General features: G+C 42.1%; 24 protein-coding genes. 17 read left to right on the top strand and 7 right to left on the bottom strand.

The window, feature by feature from the left end; all coding sequences use genetic code 11:
- Positions 1 to 38 precede the first annotated feature (38 nt).
- From ACQKMP_RS01100 to ACQKMP_RS01090, 3 genes are read left to right on the top strand one after another with little or no spacing between them, the layout of a single operon-like run.
- Positions 39 to 758: an ABC transporter ATP-binding protein gene (locus ACQKMP_RS01100; RefSeq protein WP_042187870.1), complete on the top strand. Its 720-nt coding sequence runs from the start codon at positions 39 to 41 to the stop codon at positions 756 to 758.
- Positions 748 to 2,127 (top strand): ABC transporter permease, encoded by a 1,380-nt coding sequence (locus ACQKMP_RS01095; protein ID WP_427468669.1) that lies wholly within the window; start codon positions 748 to 750, stop codon positions 2,125 to 2,127. The genes ACQKMP_RS01100 and ACQKMP_RS01095 overlap by 11 nt, the downstream gene beginning before the upstream one ends.
- Before the next feature lie 30 nt (positions 2,128 to 2,157).
- Positions 2,158 to 3,246 (top strand): efflux RND transporter periplasmic adaptor subunit, encoded by a 1,089-nt coding sequence (locus ACQKMP_RS01090; RefSeq protein ID WP_427468668.1) that lies wholly within the window; start codon positions 2,158 to 2,160, stop codon positions 3,244 to 3,246.
- An 18-nt stretch (positions 3,247 to 3,264) separates the two neighbouring features.
- Here the strand turns inward: ACQKMP_RS01090 and nagZ are convergent, their stop codons facing one another.
- Positions 3,265 to 4,335, bottom strand: coding sequence for a beta-N-acetylhexosaminidase (gene nagZ / locus ACQKMP_RS01085; RefSeq protein WP_379421711.1), 1,071 nt, complete (start codon positions 4,333 to 4,335; stop codon positions 3,265 to 3,267).
- Positions 4,336 to 4,384: 49 nt separating this feature from the next.
- Between nagZ and ACQKMP_RS01080 the strand changes: the two genes are divergently transcribed.
- Together ACQKMP_RS01080 and ACQKMP_RS01075 are read left to right on the top strand one after the other, a co-directional pair.
- Positions 4,385 to 4,594, top strand: coding sequence for a hypothetical protein (locus tag ACQKMP_RS01080; RefSeq protein ID WP_231573442.1), 210 nt, complete (start codon positions 4,385 to 4,387; stop codon positions 4,592 to 4,594).
- A gap of 96 nt (positions 4,595 to 4,690) precedes the next feature.
- On the top strand, positions 4,691 to 5,194 hold the full coding sequence (locus ACQKMP_RS01075; RefSeq protein ID WP_042127399.1) for a ferritin: 504 nt from the start codon (positions 4,691 to 4,693) through the stop codon (positions 5,192 to 5,194).
- A gap of 43 nt (positions 5,195 to 5,237) precedes the next feature.
- On the opposite strand, the gene ACQKMP_RS01070 is transcribed toward ACQKMP_RS01075, so the two are convergent.
- On the bottom strand, positions 5,238 to 6,596 hold the full coding sequence (locus ACQKMP_RS01070) for a PQQ-binding-like beta-propeller repeat protein (RefSeq protein WP_427468667.1): 1,359 nt from the start codon (positions 6,594 to 6,596) through the stop codon (positions 5,238 to 5,240).
- 307 nt (positions 6,597 to 6,903) lie between these two features.
- On the opposite strand from ACQKMP_RS01070, the gene ACQKMP_RS01065 reads away from it, so the two are divergent.
- The 5 genes from ACQKMP_RS01065 (at position 6,904) to ACQKMP_RS01045 (ending at position 11,165) form a co-directional block, all read left to right on the top strand.
- Positions 6,904 to 7,773, top strand: coding sequence for a cation diffusion facilitator family transporter (locus tag ACQKMP_RS01065; RefSeq protein WP_042187882.1), 870 nt, complete (start codon positions 6,904 to 6,906; stop codon positions 7,771 to 7,773).
- A gap of 142 nt (positions 7,774 to 7,915) precedes the next feature.
- Entirely contained in the window at positions 7,916 to 8,326 is a 411-nt protein-coding gene (locus ACQKMP_RS01060; RefSeq protein ID WP_081382799.1) for a bacteriohemerythrin, read from the top strand.
- A gap of 187 nt (positions 8,327 to 8,513) precedes the next feature.
- The gene (locus tag ACQKMP_RS01055; RefSeq protein ID WP_339247864.1) at positions 8,514 to 9,707 is read left to right on the top strand and encodes a metallophosphoesterase; all 1,194 of its coding nucleotides are present in this window, start codon (positions 8,514 to 8,516) and stop codon (positions 9,705 to 9,707) included.
- A 146-nt stretch (positions 9,708 to 9,853) separates the two neighbouring features.
- Positions 9,854 to 10,300 (top strand): MarR family winged helix-turn-helix transcriptional regulator, encoded by a 447-nt coding sequence (locus ACQKMP_RS01050; RefSeq protein ID WP_339803542.1) that lies wholly within the window; start codon positions 9,854 to 9,856, stop codon positions 10,298 to 10,300.
- Positions 10,301 to 10,352: 52 nt separating this feature from the next.
- Positions 10,353 to 11,165 carry an SDR family oxidoreductase gene (locus tag ACQKMP_RS01045; protein ID WP_427468666.1) on the top strand — a complete coding sequence of 271 codons (813 nt, stop codon included), beginning with the start codon at positions 10,353 to 10,355 and terminating at the stop codon, positions 11,163 to 11,165.
- A 22-nt stretch (positions 11,166 to 11,187) separates the two neighbouring features.
- Here ACQKMP_RS01045 and ACQKMP_RS01040 read toward each other — a convergent pair whose 3' ends face one another.
- Positions 11,188 to 11,661: a ferritin family protein gene (locus ACQKMP_RS01040; protein ID WP_076286353.1), complete on the bottom strand. Its 474-nt coding sequence runs from the start codon at positions 11,659 to 11,661 to the stop codon at positions 11,188 to 11,190.
- 144 nt (positions 11,662 to 11,805) lie between these two features.
- Between ACQKMP_RS01040 and ACQKMP_RS01035 the strand changes: the two genes are divergently transcribed.
- From ACQKMP_RS01035 to ACQKMP_RS01020, 4 genes are all read left to right on the top strand, one after another.
- The gene (locus ACQKMP_RS01035) at positions 11,806 to 12,483 is read left to right on the top strand and encodes a response regulator transcription factor (protein ID WP_042187886.1); all 678 of its coding nucleotides are present in this window, start codon (positions 11,806 to 11,808) and stop codon (positions 12,481 to 12,483) included.
- A complete protein-coding gene (locus tag ACQKMP_RS01030) occupies positions 12,480 to 13,856 on the top strand; it encodes a HAMP domain-containing sensor histidine kinase (RefSeq protein WP_339247871.1) in 1,377 nt (458 codons plus the stop codon). Before ACQKMP_RS01035 ends, ACQKMP_RS01030 begins: the two co-directional genes overlap by 4 nt.
- Positions 13,857 to 13,925: 69 nt before the next feature.
- Positions 13,926 to 15,044 carry an ABC transporter permease gene (locus ACQKMP_RS01025; RefSeq protein ID WP_427468665.1) on the top strand — a complete coding sequence of 373 codons (1,119 nt, stop codon included), beginning with the start codon at positions 13,926 to 13,928 and terminating at the stop codon, positions 15,042 to 15,044.
- Positions 15,041 to 15,733, top strand: coding sequence for an ABC transporter ATP-binding protein (locus ACQKMP_RS01020; RefSeq protein WP_042187892.1), 693 nt, complete (start codon positions 15,041 to 15,043; stop codon positions 15,731 to 15,733). The genes ACQKMP_RS01025 and ACQKMP_RS01020 overlap by 4 nt, the downstream gene beginning before the upstream one ends.
- A gap of 65 nt (positions 15,734 to 15,798) precedes the next feature.
- On the opposite strand, the gene ACQKMP_RS01015 is transcribed toward ACQKMP_RS01020, so the two are convergent.
- From ACQKMP_RS01015 to ACQKMP_RS01000, 4 genes are all read right to left on the bottom strand, one after another.
- Entirely contained in the window at positions 15,799 to 16,959 is a 1,161-nt protein-coding gene (locus ACQKMP_RS01015) for an asparaginase (protein ID WP_076286350.1), read from the bottom strand.
- Between the two features lie 318 nt (positions 16,960 to 17,277).
- Positions 17,278 to 18,168 carry a LysR substrate-binding domain-containing protein gene (locus ACQKMP_RS01010; protein WP_427468664.1) on the bottom strand — a complete coding sequence of 297 codons (891 nt, stop codon included), beginning with the start codon at positions 18,166 to 18,168 and terminating at the stop codon, positions 17,278 to 17,280.
- A 31-nt stretch (positions 18,169 to 18,199) separates the two neighbouring features.
- Positions 18,200 to 18,631: a GNAT family N-acetyltransferase gene (locus ACQKMP_RS01005; protein ID WP_042187898.1), complete on the bottom strand. Its 432-nt coding sequence runs from the start codon at positions 18,629 to 18,631 to the stop codon at positions 18,200 to 18,202.
- Between the two features lie 78 nt (positions 18,632 to 18,709).
- Entirely contained in the window at positions 18,710 to 19,543 is an 834-nt protein-coding gene (locus tag ACQKMP_RS01000) for a helix-turn-helix domain-containing protein (RefSeq protein WP_427468663.1), read from the bottom strand.
- A 158-nt stretch (positions 19,544 to 19,701) separates the two neighbouring features.
- On the opposite strand from ACQKMP_RS01000, the gene ACQKMP_RS00995 reads away from it, so the two are divergent.
- From ACQKMP_RS00995 to ACQKMP_RS00985, 3 genes are read left to right on the top strand one after another with little or no spacing between them, the layout of a single operon-like run.
- Positions 19,702 to 20,865: a Gfo/Idh/MocA family protein gene (locus ACQKMP_RS00995; RefSeq protein ID WP_427468662.1), complete on the top strand. Its 1,164-nt coding sequence runs from the start codon at positions 19,702 to 19,704 to the stop codon at positions 20,863 to 20,865.
- Between the two features lie 24 nt (positions 20,866 to 20,889).
- Positions 20,890 to 21,651: a sugar phosphate isomerase/epimerase family protein gene (locus tag ACQKMP_RS00990; protein ID WP_427468661.1), complete on the top strand. Its 762-nt coding sequence runs from the start codon at positions 20,890 to 20,892 to the stop codon at positions 21,649 to 21,651.
- A 30-nt stretch (positions 21,652 to 21,681) separates the two neighbouring features.
- Complete coding sequence (locus tag ACQKMP_RS00985; RefSeq protein WP_379421703.1) at positions 21,682 to 22,770, top strand: Gfo/Idh/MocA family protein; 1,089 nt, start codon at positions 21,682 to 21,684, stop codon at positions 22,768 to 22,770.
- Positions 22,771 to 22,773: the final 3 nt, after the last annotated feature.

Here is a 22,773-nt window from a genome sequence, read left to right as displayed (position 1 = left end):
AATTCATATCTATTAATGTACGAGAAGGAGCAGCTCCAATGTTGCGAGTGGAAAATGTAACGCATTCTTTTAAGAATGGTAATGAAACGACGGCAGTCCTTCATCAAATAGATTTTTCTGTGAAAAAGGGGGAGATGGTTGCATTACTGGGGAGCTCGGGTTCCGGTAAGTCAACCATGCTCAACCTGATGGCAGGTCTGATGAAGCCTACGGAAGGCCACATTTACATTGCTGACCAAGATATTGTGAAGATGAGCGAAAACAAGCTATCTGAATTTCGTAGGAAGCATATCGGGTTTATCTTTCAAGCTTATGAACTGATTACTAGCTTGACTGTCCGTGAAAATGTTGAGTTGCCGCTTGTGTTCCAATCCGTTTCACCATCAATACGTAAGCAAAAAGCTCTGGCCTTGCTGGAAGGGGTCGGCATTCCGGATAAAGCCGACCTGTTCCCTTCACAGTTGTCTGGCGGACAGCAGCAGCGGGTCAGTATTGCACGTTCCTTGATCACAGAACCGTCCGTTATTTTCGCAGATGAACCGACCGGAAATCTGGACTCGAAGACAGAAGAGGAAATTATCAATATCCTGCTTAACCTGAACAAGAAGATGAAGACCACCTTCATCGTTGTAACACATGAGCTCAAAGTAGCAGAACAAATGCAACGGATTTTCACGCTTCAGGACGGATATATGATTACTGAGAAACAAACTTCTTCGGATACAGAACTCGAAGGGGGTAAACTCATTGAGGATTAGTGATATTTCACGTTTGGCTTGGGAGCAAGTCAAACGACGGAAAGTTGTCACAGGTCTTTGTATGGCAGGTATATCGATTGGCTGTGCTGCTATTATTGTTGCTTTAAGTATAGGAGATTCCGCGCAAAGCTATACGGAGCGGGAAATTAACCGGAATTTCAAAATGGATGAAATTACGGTGACTCCGAACAGCGGCATCCCTTCACAAGGGGGCGGAGAAGGAAAAGAAGCCTCTGCCTCTGATGCAAAGCTCGACCCCGGCAGGCTAACGGGCCAGAAGCTGAAAATTGTTCAAGGCCTGCGGCATGTTACCGCAGCAGCACCTTTTCAAGAGCTTGGCTACATACAAATGACTACTATCGATAATAAAATTACGGACGTACAGTTAATCGGAACGGATCTTCGACTATTAACGAAATATGACCATAAATTTAAGCAGGGTGGTCCTTCTGATTCGGTTGGTATGGCAGTACTAAACTATGGAGCAACTGTAGGATTGATTGATGTCGAGACTCGGCAACGTCTTTTTGAACAACTGAGTACTGATCCTTACAATAATAAAATAATGGAACAGTACAACAGTTTAAGCATGCTTCCGTCGGATATGTTCAAACAACAGGTTCAATTACAATCATATGACCCTGCTTCTCAAACTGGACAGTCTCTAATCAGCTCACCCATTCAAATTGTTGGGATATTGGATAGTACTGGGAACCCTGATATGGCGATGTACGACAAGAAGATTTATGTTTCGCTAGAGACTGGTGAGCGTCTGGTGGAACAACTGAAACTAATGAATGGAACTGCTGGGCAAAAGGATGTTTACAACTCAGCCATTGTAAAAGTTGACAGTACGGACAACATCGTACAAGTGGAGAAGCTTATCCAGAAACTTACACTAAATACTAGTACGAATTTGTATCAAAAAGAGGCGATGGCTTCTACATTCAGTATGTTCAAGAAAGCAGCGCTTGGTATTGGTATATTTATTCTAATTATCGCTTCGATCTCGATCATCGTTGCGATGACCATGTCCACCCATCAGCGTCGTCGCCAGATCGGTATTATGAAGGTGCTAGGCGCCAATATGGGGCAAATCCGAAATATGTTCATTATAGAGGCGGCATTGCTCGGGATGCTTGGTGGGTTGCTCGGTATAGGCTTTTCATACTTGATTGTGTTTGGCATAAATAAGCTGATTGGTTCCACAGGAGGAATGGGGATGGGTGAGCCCTTAGTAATCACTATTCCTCTGATGACCCTTCCAATAGGGATCGCATTTGCGGTAATGACAGGCGTACTATCGGGAATTTATCCAGCGATAAGCGCGTCCAGAACGAATGCGCTCACGGCGATAAAACGGGATTAGCTATTTTTAAGTTGAAAGGAAGCAGAAGTGATGAAGAGGAGAATCAAGTGGATTGTATTGGTATTGATTATTATTGCAGCGGGTTATTTTGTATACAACAAGATGTATAAACCTGAGGCACAGCTAGAACCTGTTGAACCACCACAGGCGATAACTTTTGAAGTGACACAGGAAACCATCACCAACTCTGTTCAGGTCAAAGGGAATTCACATTATGAGCAGGAAACGCTTGTATATGCACCATATGCTTCAAAGGTAACCAAGTGGAAGGTTGAGAATGGTGGGCAAGTTAAGAAGGGGGATTTGCTGTTTACCCTCGATCAGGAAGCCTTAAAGAATGAAATTGCTACACAAGAGGCAACCATTCGAAAGGCACAGCTAGAAGCGGAATTAAATGAATTTGTTAGTCAGCAGGACCAGGAGAATGCAGCCCTTGGTGCAACAGAAGCCGAACGTATAAAAGCACTTACAGCCCAAGAATCAGCAAGAATAGGGGATGAGCTTAACCAAGTAAATGCTGAAATACAGGCTCGTGAATTAAAAGAAAAGAAGGCTAAGCTAAATACAGCCCTCTACCATGCTCCTGCAACAGGTGTTTTTCTATTTGACAGTGCGAGTGAAATTCCGCAAACGGTAACAGATAATCAATACATCGGCAAAATTGTAGATATGAACAAGCTTGAATTCATTGCTCTTGTAGGTGAACAAGATGTCTTCCGTATTAAGACGGGAATGAAGGTAGATGTTAAAATGACAGCTTTAAAAGATTTAAAGCTGTCTGGAGAAGTGACTAAGGTATCTAAATTTGCTAAGACTGCTTCGGGTCAAAATACTACTGCTACTTCGGTTCCACAATTTGAAGTGGTAATCTCACTGCAACCTAACGAGCGCTTAATTGGTGGACTAAGCTTGAACGGAGAAATCGAGACGGTTCGCAAGGAAAATGCCATCGTTGTATCCAGCATCGCAGTAATGCATGAAGGAGATCTCTCCTACGTGATGGTGGATAAAGGCAATGGGGAATATGAACGAAGAGATATCAAAGTGGGCATGGAGACGGCAGACAAAACAGAGGCCGTCTCAGGGTTAAAGGTTGGAGATGTTGTTGTGCTTCAATAGATTGAAATAGACCTAAGCTTATTTCTCAATCGTGAGTCGCCAAGATTTAATATCTTTATTTAGCTCGGTAAGGTCAGGAACCGGAATTGGCTCGTCGGATAGATTATATTTAGCTTTCAATGCTAAAATCCGATAGACGCTCTCATCAATCCGTGATTCCTGTATCTTACCTTTTTTTACATGGTCCAGAAGCGATTCTAATACCCGTTTCTCATTATCATAACCGTGAGCGATAAGTAAGATATCACTGCCTGCATTTATAGTATCTACCGCTGCATTGGTAAGGTCGTAATTCTTCATGATAGCACCCATAGTTAGGTCGTCTGTGATTACGAGTCCTTGATATTTCATGTCACCGCGAAGTAGCTCACCAATGATTTTACTTGATAAAGATGCGGGTTTATCAGGATCAAGTTTCGGGAACAAAATATGAGCGACCATTACGGCATCGGTTCCTTCTTTTATTGCAGCTTGAAAAGGGAGCCATTCTAATTTAGCCAGTTCTTCAGTGCTCTTATTCACAATCGGCAGCTCAAGGTGAGAGTCGACGGAAGTATCTCCGTGACCAGGGAAATGTTTGACAACAGGAACAACACCTTCGCTCTCTATACCTTTCATTTCGGCAATCCCTAGCGTACTGACTAGTTCAGCGGAGCTACCGAAGGAACGATCTCCAATTACAGGATTATCTGGATTGCTATTGATATCAAGGACGGGAGCGAAGTTCATATTAAATCCTGCTGACAATACTTCTCTAGCGAGCAGCTTGCCCATCATTTCGGTAGCGTTGGCATCCTTACGGGTACCGACCTTTCCATTAGAAGGGAAGGAAGCATACTCCTTAGGCATCCGGCTGACTTTTCCGCCCTCCTGATCGATACTCATAAATAAAGGGGCAGGGTTGCCGCTGTTGCTCTCTTTCATGGAATTAACAAGGCTGACCATACTCTTCAGATCTTGAATATTGTTCTTATAAAGGATGATTCCACCGACTTTGTCTTCGGCAATCATCCTTTTTGCTTGATCATCCAGAACGGTACCGTCGATGCCAACAAGGAGCATTTGTCCAATTTTCTCTTCAAGGCTCATACTTGAAACCTGAACAGCAATTGGATCACTCTCTGAGGAGGGAGCTGCTGTGGAACTCGTAACAGGTGAAGATGTGGATTCGGCAGTCGGCGGATTTGTAGCGGCAGCTTGGGAGCTGTTACTGCTATTGGAACAGCTAGTTAACAGAAGCATAGATACCATAGCAGAAGCCATTAAAAAGCTAGCAGAGGATGTAGGTTTAAGGATGTTGCGTGTAAATCTGGTCATTAGAATAGTCGTCCCTTCGTTGCTTATTTAGATGTCAGAAGGATGAATCCTTGCTGACTTAGATACACGGTGATAAGATGAACTTAAATCTTTACATATTAAAATTGAATTATGAGGTGACGGTCAAATGAAAGATGGATTAGTAAACGCACTTAATGAACAGATGAATTTCGAGTTTTATTCCGCTCATGTTTATCTAGCTATGGCAGCCTATTGTTCCGGTGAAAGTCTCGATGGATTCGCAAACTTTTTCTTAATTCAAGCAGAAGAAGAACGATTCCATGCCATGAAAATCTATAAGTTCCTTAATGATCGCGATAATCGGGCGACACTTGAAGCTCTACCAGAGCCAAAGAACGAATACTCTTCGATGCTGGATGCTTTTGAACATGCATTCGCGCATGAGCAACAAAACACGAAACGCTTCTATCATTTAGCTGACTTGGCGCTGGATGAGCGTGAACATGCAACGATCTATTTCTTGAAATGGTTTATTGACGAGCAAGTAGAAGAGGAAGCGCTCTTTAGCAACATCATTAGTAAACTGAAACGAATTGATAAAGATAGCAACGCCTTCTACATGCTGGATGCTGAATTTGCTGCACGTACTTTTACAGCTCCTGCTGAGTAAGTAAAGTTACTTAAGATCAGAAGCCTGAGAAATCAGGCTTTTTTTATTTAATTGATGAAGGCAGTTTAATAGCCAGCAGCTTATTATCCGTTCGGATGATCAGCATGCCTCCAGTTTTAAGAGAAGGGGCAAAGTTACGAGATCCTGTCTTCACGGTAAAAATAGGCTTCAACGTCAACATGTCATAAGCGTGAAATAGGCCATCTGATTGTCCGCTATAAACCACATTTCCAAAAAGATCCGTCTGAACTACAGGATTCTCACCATTATTGAGGACTACCGCCTGACCATTTCCAAGTTTGAGTGCGGATAACGTACCTGTATCATAATTGGAATATAACATTCTTTGCTGATGGACTTGATTTAGAGGATAATCTTTCTCTTTTGCCATAGAAGTCCAGGATTGAACTGGCTTACCTTCCGCTGAGTAATTCCAGAAATCATATTTCACAAGCTTTTTGCCCTGAAAAATATAGAAGTCATTTCCGTCCAAGAATGCGGTCCCATTTACACCACCAAATGTGAATGCTCCATCTTTATTCTCGGTATCTGTCCATTTATATAAACGTTCTCCTTTAAGTTCACCCGTTTTAACGTTGAATACAGAAATTTTAACATTACGATTCACAGCGTCATCATCCATCATTAACGTATTGGTAATGGAGTAGAGGAGGCCGTCCTTTACTGCTAGTGGCCACCATTGACGGGTATGGTCCCATAGTTTTTTTCCTGTCAGACTGTCATAAGCAGCAAGTGCGCCAGTTGTTAATGCTCCCTGTGAGAGATAACTTCGAATAACAACCCCATTCGTTTCCATAAGTTCCGATAAGCCTGTAAAGTTATTGCTCTCCTCCGTAGCCTTCCATTTGATCTTCCCGCTGACCGCATCGACAGCGGCCAGTTGACTATCTTGTGTTACATAGATGGTGGAGCCTAACCGTTGTATACTGGTGGCTTTAGGTAGTGATAATGAAGCTGACCACGCTTTTTTACCTGCTTCATTACCGGCATACAGAGAGCCACTCTTAGTCAAACCATAGATAAATCCATTACCGTACGTGAACAACGGGGCTAATGCACTTCCGAATTCCCACATTTTTTTACCTGTTGTAGCATTCAATGCGACTAGTTTTTCATTCCGCTGCAAGGCAAAGACTTTCCCATTCTCGGCAAGCGCTGTAACGTTCTGCCCAGTGATTCTATCTTCTTTTAAGATGGCAAGCGGTGATGACCATACAGGTACAAGAATAGGTGCTTTGACTTCATTGTAATAGGGATTGCTTGTACTTATAACTGCTTGTTCCGCGGAAATGTCGGATAACGATCCGTTGTAAGCTATTGGGGATGCAATGCATGTAACAGCTAAAACTTTAATCATTGTCTTGTGCAAAGACTGAATCATCGTTTCACGCTCCTCAAAAATAGTTATTACTATAATTAGACATTATAAATGGCAAAAAGTTACTACTTCTGTAGAACAAGCATAAACACCTACGGCTTTTTTTAAGGACGGGAAGCGTTTAAGCGAGAAATATAATACTTAAAGTTGAACTAAGGCAAACTATGTTACGCTCCGCAAAACAGTTATGACCTAGCAACTCTATTTGACGGAGGGAACTATTACGCCTCTTAGCAACACTGTTTCTCTAGACCCACCCGAATCTCGGAGTGTAGTATAGAACAATACTATTCTTTGGGGGTTCTTTTTTTTGGAAAATTACAACGACATCAAACAAGGTGAAAAAGGAGCATGGCTAAGCATAGTTGCCTACATATTCCTGTCCGCCATCAAACTGTTTATTGGTACGGTCGCGGGATCTCAAGCGCTGCTTGCAGATGGCCTGAACAACAGTACTGATATTATCGCTTCTATCGCCATACTAATCGGTCTTAAGATCTCCAGGAGACCGCCGGATTCCAATCATAGCTACGGGCATTTCAGAGCAGAGACCGTGGCATCCTTAATTGCTTCATTTATTATGATCGTTGTAGGGCTTCAAGTGCTGTACCAGGGCGTGAACAAATTTATTCAACCCGAACTGGAAAGTCCAGATCTTATAGCAGCCTGGACGGCAGTTTTTTGTGCTGTGATAATGATGGGCGTATATATGTATAACATTAGACTGGCCCGCTCTATTAATAGTAACGCTATGCGAGCAGTAGCACTAGATAATCGATCAGATGCTTTAGTTAGCATAGGTGCTTTTGTCGGAATTGTGGCTTCTGGATTTGGAATTCCATGGCTTGATCCGCTTACAGCGATTATTGTCGGCCTGATTATCTGCAAGACGGCATGGGATATCTTTAGTAAAGCTACACATGATTTAACGGATGGTTTTGATGCGGAAGAGCTTGAACTCATGAAAGAAACCGTTGCTGAAATTGACGGTGTGCAATCCATTAAAGATATTAAAGCTCGCATCCACGGAAATAACGTACTAGTAGATACAACTGTATTAGTAGATTCCGAGCTTAGTGTGGTGCAGAGCCATGATATTACGGAAGAAATCGAAGAACAATTGAAAGATCGGCACCAAGTTTCAAATGTGCTTGTCCACATAGAACCTGTAATGAAGTAGAAACGGACAATGAATTGTGACTTTCCCTTGGATGGATATGGGATTTTTCCTGTGATGTTGTTAATAGATCTTTTGTGCGGAAAGGTGGAGAATTAGTTGTATTTATCGATATGTTAATTTCAGGAAATGGAATGGTGATTTCGTGATTGAATGGAAGGATTCTTATGATATCGGTGTTGAGAAAATAGACTGTCAGCACAGACAGTTGCTGGCGAAATTGAATGAATTTTTTGATGCTTGCAGTAAGCAGCAGGGGAAAGAGAAGATCGAAGAAACGCTCAAATTCTTGAAGGAATATACCATCGAGCATTTTAGCAATGAAGAGCAATTGATGGAAGAGATCGATTTTCCTGAATTGGCGGAACATCGTAAGACGCACGCTAATTTTGTGAAAGCCGTTCTTGAATTAGAAGAAACGATTAAAACCAAGGGAGTCTCCGTTCTCTCGACGATTAAGCTTAACCGTACGTTAACCGATTGGCTTCTGAATCACATTAATAAATGCGATAAGCTAATTGGCGAATGTATGGCCACGCGGGATAGAGCAGTATAATTGAAGACCTCCAACGAAGATGCCGACGGGCATTTTCTTTTTTTTGACGGGGAATGTGATAAAGAATTATAGTACGTTATTTGATCCATTTTCCGAAGACAGCATCGTAATTTATACTGGGTTAACGGTTTGTGTTATGATTTGAGATAAGACGTATAGAGTTAGTATGGTAAAGGGGAGTGGAACGATGAAAACATTACGAATGTTAGCTTCAGGGTTTGCAATGCTGCTTATTCTGGGCCTTGTTAATTTTTACATTGGGTATCACGGTTGGCTGCTTGTCCATGAATGGTTCTCAGGTGCTTCCTCTGTTCTGTTCTGGACATTATTCCTGCTTGTTGCCTTTGCGTATGTCGTTGGAATGATACCGTGGCCTACAATAGTGAAGCCGTTAGCCAGATTCTTTAAGGTGATTGGGTCGTATTATCTAGCTTGCATGGAATTCGCTATTATCATGTTGCCATTAGCTGATCTGTTATATGTGCTGCTGGGCTGGATGGGTGTCGATCGAACGCACTACGTCTCAGAAGCGGGTGGTACATTGCTAATATTACTGGTTGTTTTTCTAGTCTGGGGTTCGATCAACGCTTGGAGTACAGTAGTTCGTACCCATCCTATTCCCATTGATAAATCTATCGGAACTAGTACGCCACTTACCATCGCGGTTGCATCCGATCTGCATTTAGGAAATATCGTCGGCAATCGGCATCTCAAAAAAATGGTTGCTCAAATGAATGCTATGAAGCCTGATGTGATTTTGCTGGCTGGGGATGTACTTGACGATAGTATTGAGCCTTTTATTCGCAATGGTATGAGTGAACAGCTAAAGCAGCTAAAAGCACGCCATGGGGTCTACGCGGTACTGGGCAATCACGAATATTACGGTGGTTCGATTAAGGAATATACAGATTTAATGAGTAGCATAGGCATTAAAGTCCTACAGGATGAGGTTGAAGAAGTTGCGGGAACTTATATTGTAGGTCGAAAAGATAAGACTGCCGAGACGATGGAAGCCGGAGGTAGATTAAGCGTAAACTCCTTATTGAATGGCCTCGATCTGACGCGTCCTGTGATCATGATGGATCATCAGCCTACCGGATTTGATGTCGCTGCCCAAGAAGGCGTAGATATTCTACTCTCAGGTCATACGCACCGTGGACAGATTGCTCCTAATCACTGGATCACCAAGCGGTTGTTCGAACTGGACTGGGGCTACCTCCGCAAGGATAAATTGCATGTCGTTGTTTCCTCTGGATATGGGACCTGGGGACCTCCAATCCGTTTAGCCAGCCGTTCGGAGATCATTAAGCTTGAAGTGGTGTTAGAAGGGACTAAACAATACAGTGAAGAAGCCGTGTCTACAAAGACGGTGTTAATCTAAAAGAAATCTTTAATGATATGAGGCTGCCCGAATTCGTAGAATTTTTCTGCGAGCTGAGGCAGCTTCTTTTTTTGACAATTAGTAGAGCTTGTAGTATGGTTTAAAATAGTTAAGCACTTAACTAAATTGGAGTTGAAAAATCTAAGATGGATCATTTACAACCGTTGGTATTGAATCAGCCCCTACATACTCAGGCATTTTTCACTTTAGTTGACACTACTGCAAGCTTAGTTTCTGTCTCTGATAAATATTGGCAGTCGAAAGGATTAAATGGCGCAAGAATTCGTATCCTAGTAGAAATATCTAAACAGGGCGGAACGATTTTACCTTCTACATTGGCTCACAATATTGGGGTTACCAAAGCTAATATTAGTCTGTTGCTGATACCCCTAGAGAAAGATGGTTGGATTACCCGCTCGAACCATACTCAGGATGGTAGAAAAAGCGTTATTACAATTACGGTTGAAGGACAACGATTACTTTTGGAGCATCTTCCCGGAAATCGTCAAGCGGTCGCTGAACGTATGCAGGGTCTAGATGAACGAGAGCTTCGGCAACTCATCGTTTTATTAGAAAAGCTTAGCAATGGCTAAATATAAATAATGTTGTGGTCTTGAAAACATGGAACAGAAAGGTTGGGGTGTAATGTCAATTATGGTTACTGGGGCTACTGGTCAATTAGGAAGTTTGATTATAGACAATCTTCTTCAGTTTGTGCCGGCAGGTAAGATTATCACATGTGTTCGTGATCCGGAGAAAGCAAATGATCTTTTGGAAAAAGGGGTTGAGATTCGCTTTGGCGATTATGATCAGCCTGATACTCTAATTCAAGCTTTTACAGGTGTAGCAGAGCTATTATTCATCTCTAGTTCACATCCCGATGATAACGTCAGATTAACTCAACATTCTGAGGTTATTCATGCAGCATCAAAGGCAGGGGTGAAGCATTTGCTGTATACAAGCTTCGCATTTCCACCTAAAGGACAAATTCCAGCTAATCATGTTCACTTACTTACAGAGCAGATGATTCTTAAATCAGGTATTGACTATACGTTTCTACGCAACGCTTTATATATGGATTTTGTGGATGTACTAGGTCTGAAAGAGGCGATCCAAAGCGGTGAGTTAATCACCTATCCGGGAAACTGGCTATTTAATTCGGTGACACGAAAGGATCTCGCTTTAGCTACGGCGGTCGTGCTTACAACTACTGGTCATATTAATCAGATTTATGAATTAACCGCACCGCGCTCTTGGGACTTCAGCGAACTAACGGAGGTATTATCCGAGCTGACAGGAAAAAGAATCGTTCATCGGCAGGATTCAAGCATTCAGCACTGGATTTATTCATTCCTCGGGAAGATAGATACAGCTTCTACTTCAAAAGATATGGAGAGACTAATGGGACGGCCTGTTACCTCTTTGAAGGAAAGCATAATCACTTTCCTTCAGGTTTAAATAATGACTCTGACTAATTCAACTATATAGTGGTTCGATCTAAAGTAAGTAAATAATTATATTTACTGGCATGTTTTAATTCATCTAATATAATCCCATAAACAGTATCGCGGTATACTCCAACAGGCAGACCAAACCATATTTTGCGATACTTTTCGACTGCAGCCAGTTCACCTTGGAGTGCTTTTTCTAAACCTTCTTCATAGGAACTGATCCGTTGATATTGTTCACTACTAATTCCAGTGATATCTTGACCCGTAATTTCTTTGAACATCCCGCGGAACATGGAGTTGTGACCCCGTTCGTCATCTCGTATTGAGGTGATGATGGAGGCTTGCTCGGAATTTGGGGCCAGTTTGATAAGTTCATCATAGAAAAGCTCATCATTTCGTTCACCTTGCACAGCTTCTTTGATTAAATTTAATGCTTGAGGAAGAGAGGTTGCCCAGATAGGTTTGAAATCAGATCTATTCTGAGATAAAGGAGTCCAATTCATAGTTCTTATTACCTCCTGATTCGTTCGTTATTATTAGAGTAGTATATGTACGAATGCCCAAAATGGTCTCTTTCGGTTCTTTAGTTGTTCTAACCCTTTAAAGTTGATACTATGGGTTCATCCGTTATTCAGGGAGTGTAAACGATGAAAAAGATTTTAGTAGCAGATGACGATAGTAATATTCGTACATTATTAAAGCATGTATTGACCAGAGAAGGTTACCAAGTAATGGAGGCAAGCGATGGCCGGGACGCGATACATAAACTGAAAGAAAGCATTGCGGACTTAGCCGTTGTGGATGTGATGATGCCACATGTGGATGGGTTAGAGCTATGCCAGCATATAAGAGAAACGTATGATATACCGATCATTTTGTTAACAGCCCGGCAACAGCTAAGTGATAAAGAACAAGGCTATTTGCGGGGGACAGATGATTATGTAACGAAACCTTTTGAGCCGGAAGAATTGTTGTTTCGGATCAAAGCTTTATTTCGGCGTTATTCCATCGCTTCGGATGATCGGATTCGTTTAAATTCACTAGTTATTGATCGTAAAAATTATGAGATCACTGATGGTGATGAAGTACTACTGTTGCCGGTAAAGGAATTTGAACTGCTCGCGCAACTGGCACAATATCCAGGAAGACTGTATTCACGCAGTGAGTTGATTGAACTAGTATGGGGAATGGATTATGAAGGTGATGAACGCACGGTGGATGTACATATCAAGCGATTGCGTCAACGGTTTTTGGATTATCAGAATGATTTTGTGATTCGGACGGTACGGGGAATTGGATATAAATTGGAGATGGTGAGCTCGTGAAGTCTTTGTATGTGAGAATGTGCATTCTCTTTTGCTCGGCCATTGTGGTGAGCAGCCTTCTCGGCTTCTTGGTATCTAATATTTATTATCAAGCTCAGATTAAATCGCAGAACGATGCGAAGCTTACGGGGATGGCCATTGATATCCAGCAGTTTGCAGAATCTCACCCGGAATCTATGGAGGATTACCTGCGAAGTGTAGCTGTACTGGGATATAAGATCTATTTAACCAATGTAGAGGGCCAATCCCGATTTTACGGCAAGCCATTTCGGAAAGAGGACTTAGATCCGCAACAATTAGAGAAGGTCCTGAATGGACAAGTGTATCACGGTGTTGCTGAGTTTCCTGACAGCGCATTTATTACAGGTTTTTTTGACAATCAATTACGCAATACGATAGGCGTACCTATTGAAGTCAATAATGAGACTTTTGCGTTATTCATGCGGCCGGATGCAGAGGTTCAGTTCGGTGAACTGCGCGTGTTTTTTGCTGTCATCATCGGTTTTACCGTGTTATTCAGTCTAGGATTCGTCATGATCAGCGTACTGCATGTAGTCAGACCCATTACACGTTTGACAACGGCAACTAAACGGATTTCAAAAGGTAGATATGATATTAAATTAAATACTTGGCGCCGGGATGAGATTGGCCAGTTAGCCTCACACTTTATGATTATGAGTCGTGAGCTGGAACGGACCAATCGTGCGCGTCAAGAGTTTGTTGCGAATGTGTCTCATGAAATCGAATCGCCATTAACTTCTATTCAAGGATTTGCCCAAACCCTTAAAGATCCTACATTACCAGAGGATGAACGGATAGAGTACCTCAATATTATTGATCAAGAAAGCCATCGTCTATCGATGCTTAGTAAACAGCTGCTAACGTTATCTTCCCTCGATTATGATCCGAATTCCTTGCAGAAGAAACCTATAGATTTGCGTGCACAGCTTCGACAGGTTGTACAAATCATGGAGTGGAGATTAACAGAGAAGCAATTAGCGGTTCGTTTAAGTCTTGCGGATATTAGCGTACATGGCGATTCCAATCTATTGTATCAGGTGTGGATGAACCTCATTACTAATGCTATCAAATATACACCCGCTGAGGGATCTATTATGATTTCCGCAAAGCTTGACGAAGGGAACTGTGTAGTAACCTTTTCGGATACTGGGGATGGTATTCCTGCTGAGGAATTACCACTCATCTTTGACCGTTTTTATAAAGTCGACCGGGCACGTACACGAGAAACGCATAGTAGCGGTCTTGGGCTGGCGATTACGCAAAAAATTGTAGAGACACATAACGGAACCATAGAAGTATCCAGTACAGTTGGCAAAGGCACGACCTTTACTGTAACTCTTCCGCTTTTGTAACTCGTTATTCATACTCCGTTCATTTTCATCTTCTAAACTGTGACTATACAGATTAGAAGGAGTGGTAATATGTTTCTAGCCTTAAGAGAAATGCGACATTCTAAAGCCAGATACCTGTTAATAATGGTAATCATGTTATTGGTTTCCTTTCTTGTACTTTTCGTAACGGGGCTGGCCAGAGGATTAGCGTATGCTAATATCTCAGCAATAGAGAATATGCCGGCAAACTATTACGTGGTGCAGAAGGATGCGGATCAGACGTTTAGACGTTCTCAGTTAACGGATACGGAGCTCGATAGTGTTCGAGCAGTAGTAGGAGATAATAATGCCTCTTCACTCGCTCTACAGATGAGTACAGTGACTACAAACGATGCGGATACTAAAGCAGACGTAACTTTTTTCGCAGTTGATATGAACGGTTTACTGGCTCCAAAAGTGATTGAAGGTGATAAGATTACGAATGATACGCAGGGAAGTGTCATCGTTGATCGTGACTTGGAACAGTCGGGCATTAAGATTGGTAGCACGATCCAAGATCAGGCAACTGGGAAGGAATTTAAAGTTACAGGATATGTTGAGAATAGCTCATACAGCCATACCCCAGTAGTCTATATTAACAATAAAGATTGGCAGGAAATGAGACAAGGTGTTAATCAAGGTAGTGAGGCTACATCTGGAGCGCCTTTTAATGTAATTGCGCTTAATGCAAACGCAGGGCAAGTGGATAAGATCTCTGCTAGTACGAAAAATGTGGAAGTTATTACGCAAAAAGAAGCGATCTCTAATATTCCAGGTTATTCATCAGAACAAGGTTCACTGCTTATGATGATTGCCTTCCTGTTCGTAATCGCTGGTTTTGTTCTGGCTGTATTCTTCTATGTCATTACAATTCAGAAAACAAGCCAGTTTGGAATTCTGAAAGCCATGGGTACAAAAATGTCTTACTTGGCTTGGAGCGTTGTAGGGCAGGTCATGATATTGGCTATTGCAAGTCTAAGCATTAGCTTGCTGCTAACCTTTGGAATGAATCAGGTACTACCAGACACTATGCCGTTCCAACTGGAACCTTCTACGATTCTATTAACCAGCGGCTTGTTCGTGGGGATGTCTCTTTTAGGATCACTTATTTCTGTCGCTAAAGTGGCAAAAGTAGATGCATTAGAAGCAATTGGGAGGGCTGGAGCATGAGTGCGAAATTATTGATGAAGCAAGTAACGAAGACCTACGGAGACGGCGATACAACGGTATCTGTTCTGAACAATTTGAATCTTATAGTCAATGAAGGGGAATTCGTTGCTGTCCTTGGACCTTCTGGAACAGGGAAGAGTACATTCCTATCAGCAGCGGGTGCGCTTCTTACGCCAACCAGTGGTGAAATTTTTATAGACGGAGAATCTCTTACAGATAAAAGTAAAAGTGAGCTGACTGAGCTACGATTAGAGAAGATAGGCTTTATGTTCCAAAGCGCACAGCTATTGCCCTACTTGAAGGTAGAAGAGCAGCTTCTCTTTGTAGCTAAACAGGGGAAGATGAGTTCTAAAGAAGCTAAGGAACGGGCAGCTGATTTGATGAAGCGTCTGGATATCTGGAAACGTCGAAACCATTACCCTGAGCAACTATCAGGTGGGGAGAAGCAACGTGTAGCTATCGCAAGAGCTTGGATGAATAAACCTGCAATCTTGTTTGCAGATGAACCAACAGCAAGCTTAGATTTCAAACGAGGTAGAGAAGTTGTGCAAATGATTGCTGACGAAGTAAAGAATGAGGGTAAAGCTGCCGTAATGGTCACTCATGATGAACGGATGCTCGAATGGTGTGATCGAGTGCTGCATCTGGAAGATGGTCATTTGGTTGAACATGAGTTAAGCAAAATTTAGTAAAAAAACGATTCATGCTATTTATGGCATGAATCGTTTTTTTGTGTGTGAACAATAGTTTGTTCTTATTTGTCAGCTATGGTGACTTGGCCTGAGCCATATGTGTCAAACCAGCCTTTAATCGTGTTGAAATCACTGCTGAATGACAGTGCCAGCTCTAATAGAATTCGGGCATGGGCTGCGTTCAGATTATCTCCGGCAATTATGCCGTCACTTGAAGCATAGTTGGAACCGGAACCCGTACGCGTGGTAGACACGAAGATAACTCCGTTTTCCTTAATAGCTTTCGTACGGGCTTCTCCCATAGCTTTAGATACGCCGCCAGCCCCTGTTCCTGAAGTTACAATACCTTTTGCTCCATCTTGAACAAAACCTGTAATTGCCCCAGAACCGGCATCTTGATAAGCATAAGCAATTTCTACCTTAGGCATATCACTGCTCTTAATCTTCGTTAGGTCGAACGGAGTTGCCCATTTGTCAGCGGTCAATAGTGCTCTGGAATTCGCTCGATAAATTCTGATATTATTCTCATCGATATATCCGAGGATTCCTAGTTGTGGAGATTCAAAAGTGTCTGTACGATAGGCATTCGTCTTGGTAACCTCTCTAGCCGTATGAATCTCGTCATTTAGCATGAGCACAGTACCGTAATACTTCGTCTTTCCGCTAGCTGCTAGTTTAATAGCGTTAAATAGATTGGCCTGAGCGTCACTTCCGATAACTGTCCATGGACGCATAGAGCCAGTTACTACGACAGGTTTGGAGCTACGCACTGTAAGATCAAGGAAATATGCAATTTCCTCCATCGTATCGGTACCTGTAGTAACAACGATGCCATCTTGGGTTTCTAGTGCTTTATCTACTTTTAAGGAGAGATCATATAGTTGTTGCATGGTGTACGAGCCAGAGCCTGCATTCCCAAATTGATAGCTAGTTACATCGGCGAACTTTTTAAGGTTAGGCAGTGCTTTAACCATATCTTCCATTAACAAAGTCCCGGCTTTATAGTTCTGGAAGCTGGTCTCATCCACAGATTTACCGGCAATAGTACCACCGGTTGCTATGACTTGGACCTTTGGAAGCTTAACCGTTCCTTCAATCGTTTGGGTAACCTCAGCGGCGTAAGTGGTAGAAACGGGAAGCATTGTTGTAGCAGAGAAGAGTAGAGTGAAAGAGAGTCCTGCGGCAACAGTAGTTTTGGCGAGCATTGATTGTAATCCATTCATAGATGTAACCTCCCATTTGATTATGTATTCTCACGTTTATGTTATTTTATATTACACAAACGTGATTCATGATTGGATTATATCTATGAATATATTATAATGACAAGTTTGCTAACATATTAATAAAACGCTTAAATACACTATTAATAAAGGATATCTATTGATTTCTAGTGTATACTATGAATTTTATTATATTATTATTAAAGTGAAATATAATATTAATGTTATATTTTATTACATGATAATAGAGATGAATAAATAACAAAATGCCGGACAATCTTTAGGAGATTGACCGGCATAGTTATTGGATTTACCTGACTACTTATCTTTTCTAGAGACAAGTAGTTTTTGAATAAAGACATGGGTAGCCATGGAGGAGGAGCTTTCTTTATGGCGAATGATGGAGAATTGTCTTTCAAGATGATGATGTCGGATGGGAAGCTCACAGATTTCACCACTTGCTAATTCTTTGCGCACAATCCATCTGGAGAGCATCGCGATTCCCAGACCTGCGGCAACGGCTTCCTTAACTCCTTGACTACTGTTGAAGACATAGGATCTTTTGACAGAAATCTCTTCTTCTTGAATGAAATGATCACTGAAAGCACGCGTTCCAGAGCCAAGCTCTCGCAGAACCCAAACCTGATTTTGTAGCATCCCTTGCTCCACAGAGACTATTTTTGACAAAGGGTGGTTGGCCGGGGAGACCATAATCATCTCGTCCTTCATGTAAGGTGTAACGATCAGATCATTCTCATGGGCTTCTCCTTCGATAAACCCAATATCCAATTCATTGGCTCTTACCCCAGCAATAATTTCTTCAGTATTACCGATCGTCACCTGAAGCTTGACTTGTGGGTATTGATTTGCAAATTCCGCAAGTCTTGAAGGTAATATATACTCTCCAATCGTAAAGCTCGCACCAATATGTATACTGCCAGTAACCTCATCCTGTAGCATTTGTATTTCCTGATGAGCTTCTTCGAAGTGGGCCAATATTTGTTTGGCGTGATTATAAAGTATTGTACCTGCTTCGGTTAATTTTACTTGTTTCGGAGATCGGTGTAGAAGTTTTGCGCCTAGTTCATTCTCAAGATTCCGGATATGTAGACTGACACCGGGTTGAGATAGATTCAGTAATTCTCCTGCTTTAGAGAAATGACTTTGCTCAGCAACTGTAACGAAAACCCGTAATGTATCCACAATCATAGAATTCCCTCACTAAAAGTCTCGAATGTATTTAAAGTTCCTTATCAAGCACGAACTGAGCTTTCTTCTGCGAAAATCCAATACGTGTATAGAAACATACCGCATCTTCTCTAGTTTGGTTGGTGCGCACTCTTAATTTGTTCACTCCAATTTGTGCTGCCCAGCGTTCACAGGTTTCAACAAGTTGTCTGCCGATCCCTTCTCCGCGATACTGCCCATCGACCACCAGACCACAAATTTCAACAAAGGGCGGAGATTCAATTAACATTCGCACATTGGCGTGAATCCATCCGATTAATTGGCTATCCGACTCTGCTACATAAATAGCATGATCTTTACGATTTCTGATATCTTGAAGTCTATCTGCTAGCTGTTCGATATTTAAAGGATATCCGAGCTCACTGGATAGTTTTGCAATATCTTGTGTGTCGCTAAATGTAGCTGTCCTAATATGTATGATCATCCGCCACCTTGAAAAAATGTTGTTTCATGCTGTTTTTTATTATAGTTCATCTCATTCAGAGGAACATCTCTATGTGAATTACTTCGTACTATTTCGATAAGTGGATGGGGATAGACCCATCGTCTTTTTGAAATATTTAGAGAAATGAGCCAATTCCATGCCGACTTGTTCCGCAATATCTGAAATGCTGTAATCTGTGTAAGAAAGCTGTCTTTTAGCGTGCTCCATACGTTTCAATTGAACATAGGCCATTGGAGTCACCCCCATGAATCTTTTGAAATAAGGTATAAAATAGTTCGGGTGCAGGTGGACAAGCTCTGCTAGTTCATCAATCTCTATGGGCTTATTTAGACAATTATCGATGTAATGGAGCACATGAGCCAGCTTACCATGGTCTCCGGTGTGTATGAATTGCGTCATAAAATCTGTATGACTACTGTCGCTCGATTCAAGACAAGTGGCAATGAGATTAAGCAAACAAGCCTGTGTGCGAAGGATAGATAAGACATCGTCTTTTTGAAATTGTTCGATCATCTCCACGAAAATTGCCCTTATTGAATCTGGATTAGGCGAATCACAGATGTATAATTTTTTCTCCGCATGGAATAAGGGCCATTCTCCAATGTCAGCATCAAAGTGGCAGTAATAACGGATATAGGGATCATCAATAGAAGTTTCGGTAGTTTGTGTGCTCCCCGCAGGCATGATCATTATCTGACCTGGCTTCGGGTAGTAGGTAATCCCGTTTATAATTACTTTCCCCTCACCCCCATCAATAAAATAAAGCCGATTAAAAGCGGGGGTTTCCAGCGTGCGGTTCCATCCGGGATATCTATTACTAAGTTGGGCATGGGTCACAGTAACCTTGAGATTCTGCAGGAGACGTCCTGATAAGTTCCCTGAATTGTTCATCATTTAACTCCTTTAAATCTTTTGTATCCTCATTATAACGGTTTCATTTAACTAAAACATCTTACTCAAATACAAATAGTTCTTAATTTCGATCATGTTCATGTCCTTAAATAAAGTATATCCTCTAACCATAACCATTAATAAGGAAGTGATCAGAGATGGATACAGTTCGTTATGGGATTATTGGTATTGGAAATATGGGAACCGCACATGCGCAAAGTCTGCTGAGTGAGATTAAGGGGGCTGAGCTTACAGCCGTATGTGATATAAGAGAAGAACGTTTGAAATGGGCTGAAGAGCAGTTACCTGAGAATGTTAGGAAGTATTCTACGCCGAAGGAATTATTCGAGTCACGTATCATGGATGCGGTATTAATCTGTACTCCGCATTATGATCATCCTACACTTGCAATCGAAGCTTTTCAGCATGGTTATCATGTACTAGTGGAGAAGCCTGCAGGTGTTTATACGAAAGCTGTTCAACAGATGAACGATGCTGCAGCACAGTCTGACCGCAAATTTGGAATCATGTACAATCAGCGTACTAATCCTTTGTATCAGAAGCTGAGAGATCTTATTCAGTCTGGTGAGTTAGGTGAGATCCGCCGGACGAATTGGATTATCACCGACTGGTATAGATCGCAGAACTACTATAATTCTGGTGGCTGGCGGGCGACATGGGCGGGTGAAGGTGGCGGGGTATTGCTTAATCAAGATCCTCATCAGCTAGATTTATGGCAATGGACGACAGGCATGATGCCGAAGCGGATAAGAGCATTTTGCCACTTTGGAAAATATCGCAACATTGAGGTTGAAGATGATGTAACCGCTTATGTGGAATACGAGAATGGCGCTACAGGTCTGTTTATTACTACAACTGGAGAGGCACCGGGAACTAATCGTTTTGAAATCAATGGCGATAATGGAAAAATCGTAGTGGAAGACGGGAAGCTAACCTTTTGGCGTTTACGTACACCAGAGCCGCAGTTCAACGCAGAGTTTACGGGAGGTTTCGGTAGTCCGGAATGTTGGAAATGTGAGATACCTGTACAAGATGGCGGAGGGGAGCAGCATAAAGGAATTCTACGGAACTTTACGAATGCCATTTTGCATGATGAGGCATTACTTGCTCCCGGGGAGGAAGGGATTAAGGGGCTAACCCTTTCAAATGCCATGTATTTATCGGCTTGGACGGACAATTGGGTGGAGCTTCCGATAGATTCGGATTTATTCTACGATAAGCTGATGGAAAAAGTAAAAAACTCGACTTTCCAAAAGGAAACCTCAGAATCTAAAACATTGAATGTTAAAGGAACTCATTAAATCGAAAGAGAGAGGTAGAATCCTATGAAACGTTCGATGATTGCGGCTCAAATGTACACGTTACGTGATTATACTCAAACTGCGGAGGATTTAAGATCAACTTTTCAAAAGGTATCGGCAATGGGTTATGAGAGCATTCAGATTTCATCCATTGGACCGATTAATCCGATTCTCGTTAAAAAATATGCGGATGAAGCGGGGCTGGCTATATGTGCGACCCATGTGTCCTGGGATCGGTTAGTGAATGATCTGGATGCGCTTGCCGCAGAGCATAAGCTGTGGAATTGCAAATACATTGGACTTGGAAGTTTACCAGAAGAATTTCGTACGGGACTTGAAAGCTACCGGAACTTTGCGAAATTGATATCTGAAATTGCAATAATATTAAAAGAACAACACGGTCTGCAATTTGTTTATCATAATCATGATTTTGAATTTGAACGCTTTGAAGGTACTACTGGAATGGAAGTACTGCTCAATGAGACTGATCCATCAGTTGGTTTCATACTTGATTTATATTGGGTGCAGGCAGGTGGCGCGAGTCCGGAAGAATGGATACGTAAAGTTGAAGGCAGAATGCAGGTTGTGCATTTAAAGGATATGGCGATAGTTGATAGGAAACAGGTTTTTGCTGAAATAGGCGAAGGAAACATGAACTATGCGGAGATCATTGCTACTTGTCATGAGACGGGTGTTGAATGGTACGTAGTGGAGCAGGATGTTTGTAGACGTGATCCTTTTGAGAGCTTAGAGATGAGTCTGCGCTATCTCATTAGCTTATTATAGAATCGATAAGAAACCATTAGGAGGATTCTGATGAATAGAATAGATGGGATGACCTATGCACCCACATATGAAGCTAAACCTGTAGTGAAGCCAGGTGAATTCATCATCGCAGCTATTGCACTCGATCACGGTCATATTTACGGGATGTGTAATGGGCTAGTTGAGGCTGGTGCAGAACTGAAATGGGTATATGATCCGGATGAAGAGAAAGTTAGAGCATTCATAGCCAAATATCCTGGAGTTAGGGCTGCTGAGTCTATGGATGAAATATTGGAAGATCCAGAAGTTCGCTTAGTTGCAGCGGCAGCTATTCCATCAGAACGAGGCCCCTTAGGAAATAAGGTTATGGCTCACGGGAAGGATTATTTTACGGATAAAACCCCTTTTACAACACTTGAACAACTGGATGATGCTAGAGCTATGGTCGCAGCAACCAATCAGAAGTATATGGTTTACTATAGTGAGCGTCTTCATGTTGAAAGCGCAATCTATGCGGGACAGTTGATCCGTCAGGGGGCTATTGGTCGTGTTCTTCAAGTCATTGGATTAGGGCCGCATCGTTTAAATGCATCTAGCCGTCCAGAATGGTTTTTTGAGCGGGAGAAATATGGCGGAATTCTATGCGATATTGGCAGCCACCAAATTGAACAATTTTTGTATTATACAGATTGTCAGGATGCTTCAGTTGTTCACAGTAAGGTAGCTAATTATAATCATTCGTCTTACCCTGAATTAGAGGACTTCGGTGATGCGACGCTTGTTGGGGACAATGGGGCAACCCAATACTTCCGTGTAGATTGGTTTACGCCAGACGGACTCGGAACCTGGGGAGATGGACGTACAATGATCATGGGAACTGAAGGGTACATTGAACTGCGCAAATACAGCGATATCGGGCGTTCAAATACACCAGATCATGTGTACTGGGTGAACGGGGAAGGGGAGCATTACGAACATGTAGCTGGAAAGGTTGGATTTCCGTTCTTTGGTGAACTTATCCTCGATTGTCTGAACCGGACGGAGCTGTCCATGACTCAAGCACATGTCTTCAAAGCTGCTGAACTATGTTTGAAGGCTCAAGCCCAAGCGATGAATCTAACTCCTAATCAACTAAAATAGCGA

This window comes from Paenibacillus sp. NPDC101420, assembly GCF_050277435.1.
Classification (GTDB): domain Bacteria; phylum Bacillota; class Bacilli; order Paenibacillales; family Paenibacillaceae; genus Paenibacillus_AQ.
Note: the sequence above shows the minus strand (reverse complement) of the source record. Positions and strands in the feature narration are given on the sequence as shown.

Coding starts and splice junctions, on each gene's coding strand:
- ACQKMP_RS01100 (WP_042187870.1), top strand. CDS start 39: ATGTTGCGAGTGGAAAATGTAACGCATTCTTTTAAGAATGGTAATGAA.
- ACQKMP_RS01090 (WP_427468668.1), top strand. CDS start 2,158: ATGAAGAGGAGAATCAAGTGGATTGTATTGGTATTGATTATTATTGCA.
- nagZ (WP_379421711.1), bottom strand. CDS start 4,335: ATGAGCCTTGAAGAGAAAATTGGACAAATGCTCCTTGTTGGCATCGAC.
- ACQKMP_RS01075 (WP_042127399.1), top strand. CDS start 4,691: ATGAAAGATGGATTAGTAAACGCACTTAATGAACAGATGAATTTCGAG.
- ACQKMP_RS01070 (WP_427468667.1), bottom strand. CDS start 6,596: ATGATTCAGTCTTTGCACAAGACAATGATTAAAGTTTTAGCTGTTACA.
- ACQKMP_RS01055 (WP_339247864.1), top strand. CDS start 8,514: ATGAAAACATTACGAATGTTAGCTTCAGGGTTTGCAATGCTGCTTATT.
- ACQKMP_RS01050 (WP_339803542.1), top strand. CDS start 9,854: ATGGATCATTTACAACCGTTGGTATTGAATCAGCCCCTACATACTCAG.
- ACQKMP_RS01045 (WP_427468666.1), top strand. CDS start 10,353: ATGTCAATTATGGTTACTGGGGCTACTGGTCAATTAGGAAGTTTGATT.
- ACQKMP_RS01040 (WP_076286353.1), bottom strand. CDS start 11,661: ATGAATTGGACTCCTTTATCTCAGAATAGATCTGATTTCAAACCTATC.
- ACQKMP_RS01035 (WP_042187886.1), top strand. CDS start 11,806: ATGAAAAAGATTTTAGTAGCAGATGACGATAGTAATATTCGTACATTA.
- ACQKMP_RS01025 (WP_427468665.1), top strand. CDS start 13,926: ATGTTTCTAGCCTTAAGAGAAATGCGACATTCTAAAGCCAGATACCTG.
- ACQKMP_RS01020 (WP_042187892.1), top strand. CDS start 15,041: ATGAGTGCGAAATTATTGATGAAGCAAGTAACGAAGACCTACGGAGAC.
- ACQKMP_RS01015 (WP_076286350.1), bottom strand. CDS start 16,959: ATGAATGGATTACAATCAATGCTCGCCAAAACTACTGTTGCCGCAGGA.
- ACQKMP_RS01010 (WP_427468664.1), bottom strand. CDS start 18,168: ATGATTGTGGATACATTACGGGTTTTCGTTACAGTTGCTGAGCAAAGT.
- ACQKMP_RS01005 (WP_042187898.1), bottom strand. CDS start 18,631: ATGATCATACATATTAGGACAGCTACATTTAGCGACACACAAGATATT.
- ACQKMP_RS01000 (WP_427468663.1), bottom strand. CDS start 19,543: ATGAACAATTCAGGGAACTTATCAGGACGTCTCCTGCAGAATCTCAAG.
- ACQKMP_RS00995 (WP_427468662.1), top strand. CDS start 19,702: ATGGATACAGTTCGTTATGGGATTATTGGTATTGGAAATATGGGAACC.
- ACQKMP_RS00990 (WP_427468661.1), top strand. CDS start 20,890: ATGAAACGTTCGATGATTGCGGCTCAAATGTACACGTTACGTGATTAT.
- ACQKMP_RS00985 (WP_379421703.1), top strand. CDS start 21,682: ATGAATAGAATAGATGGGATGACCTATGCACCCACATATGAAGCTAAA.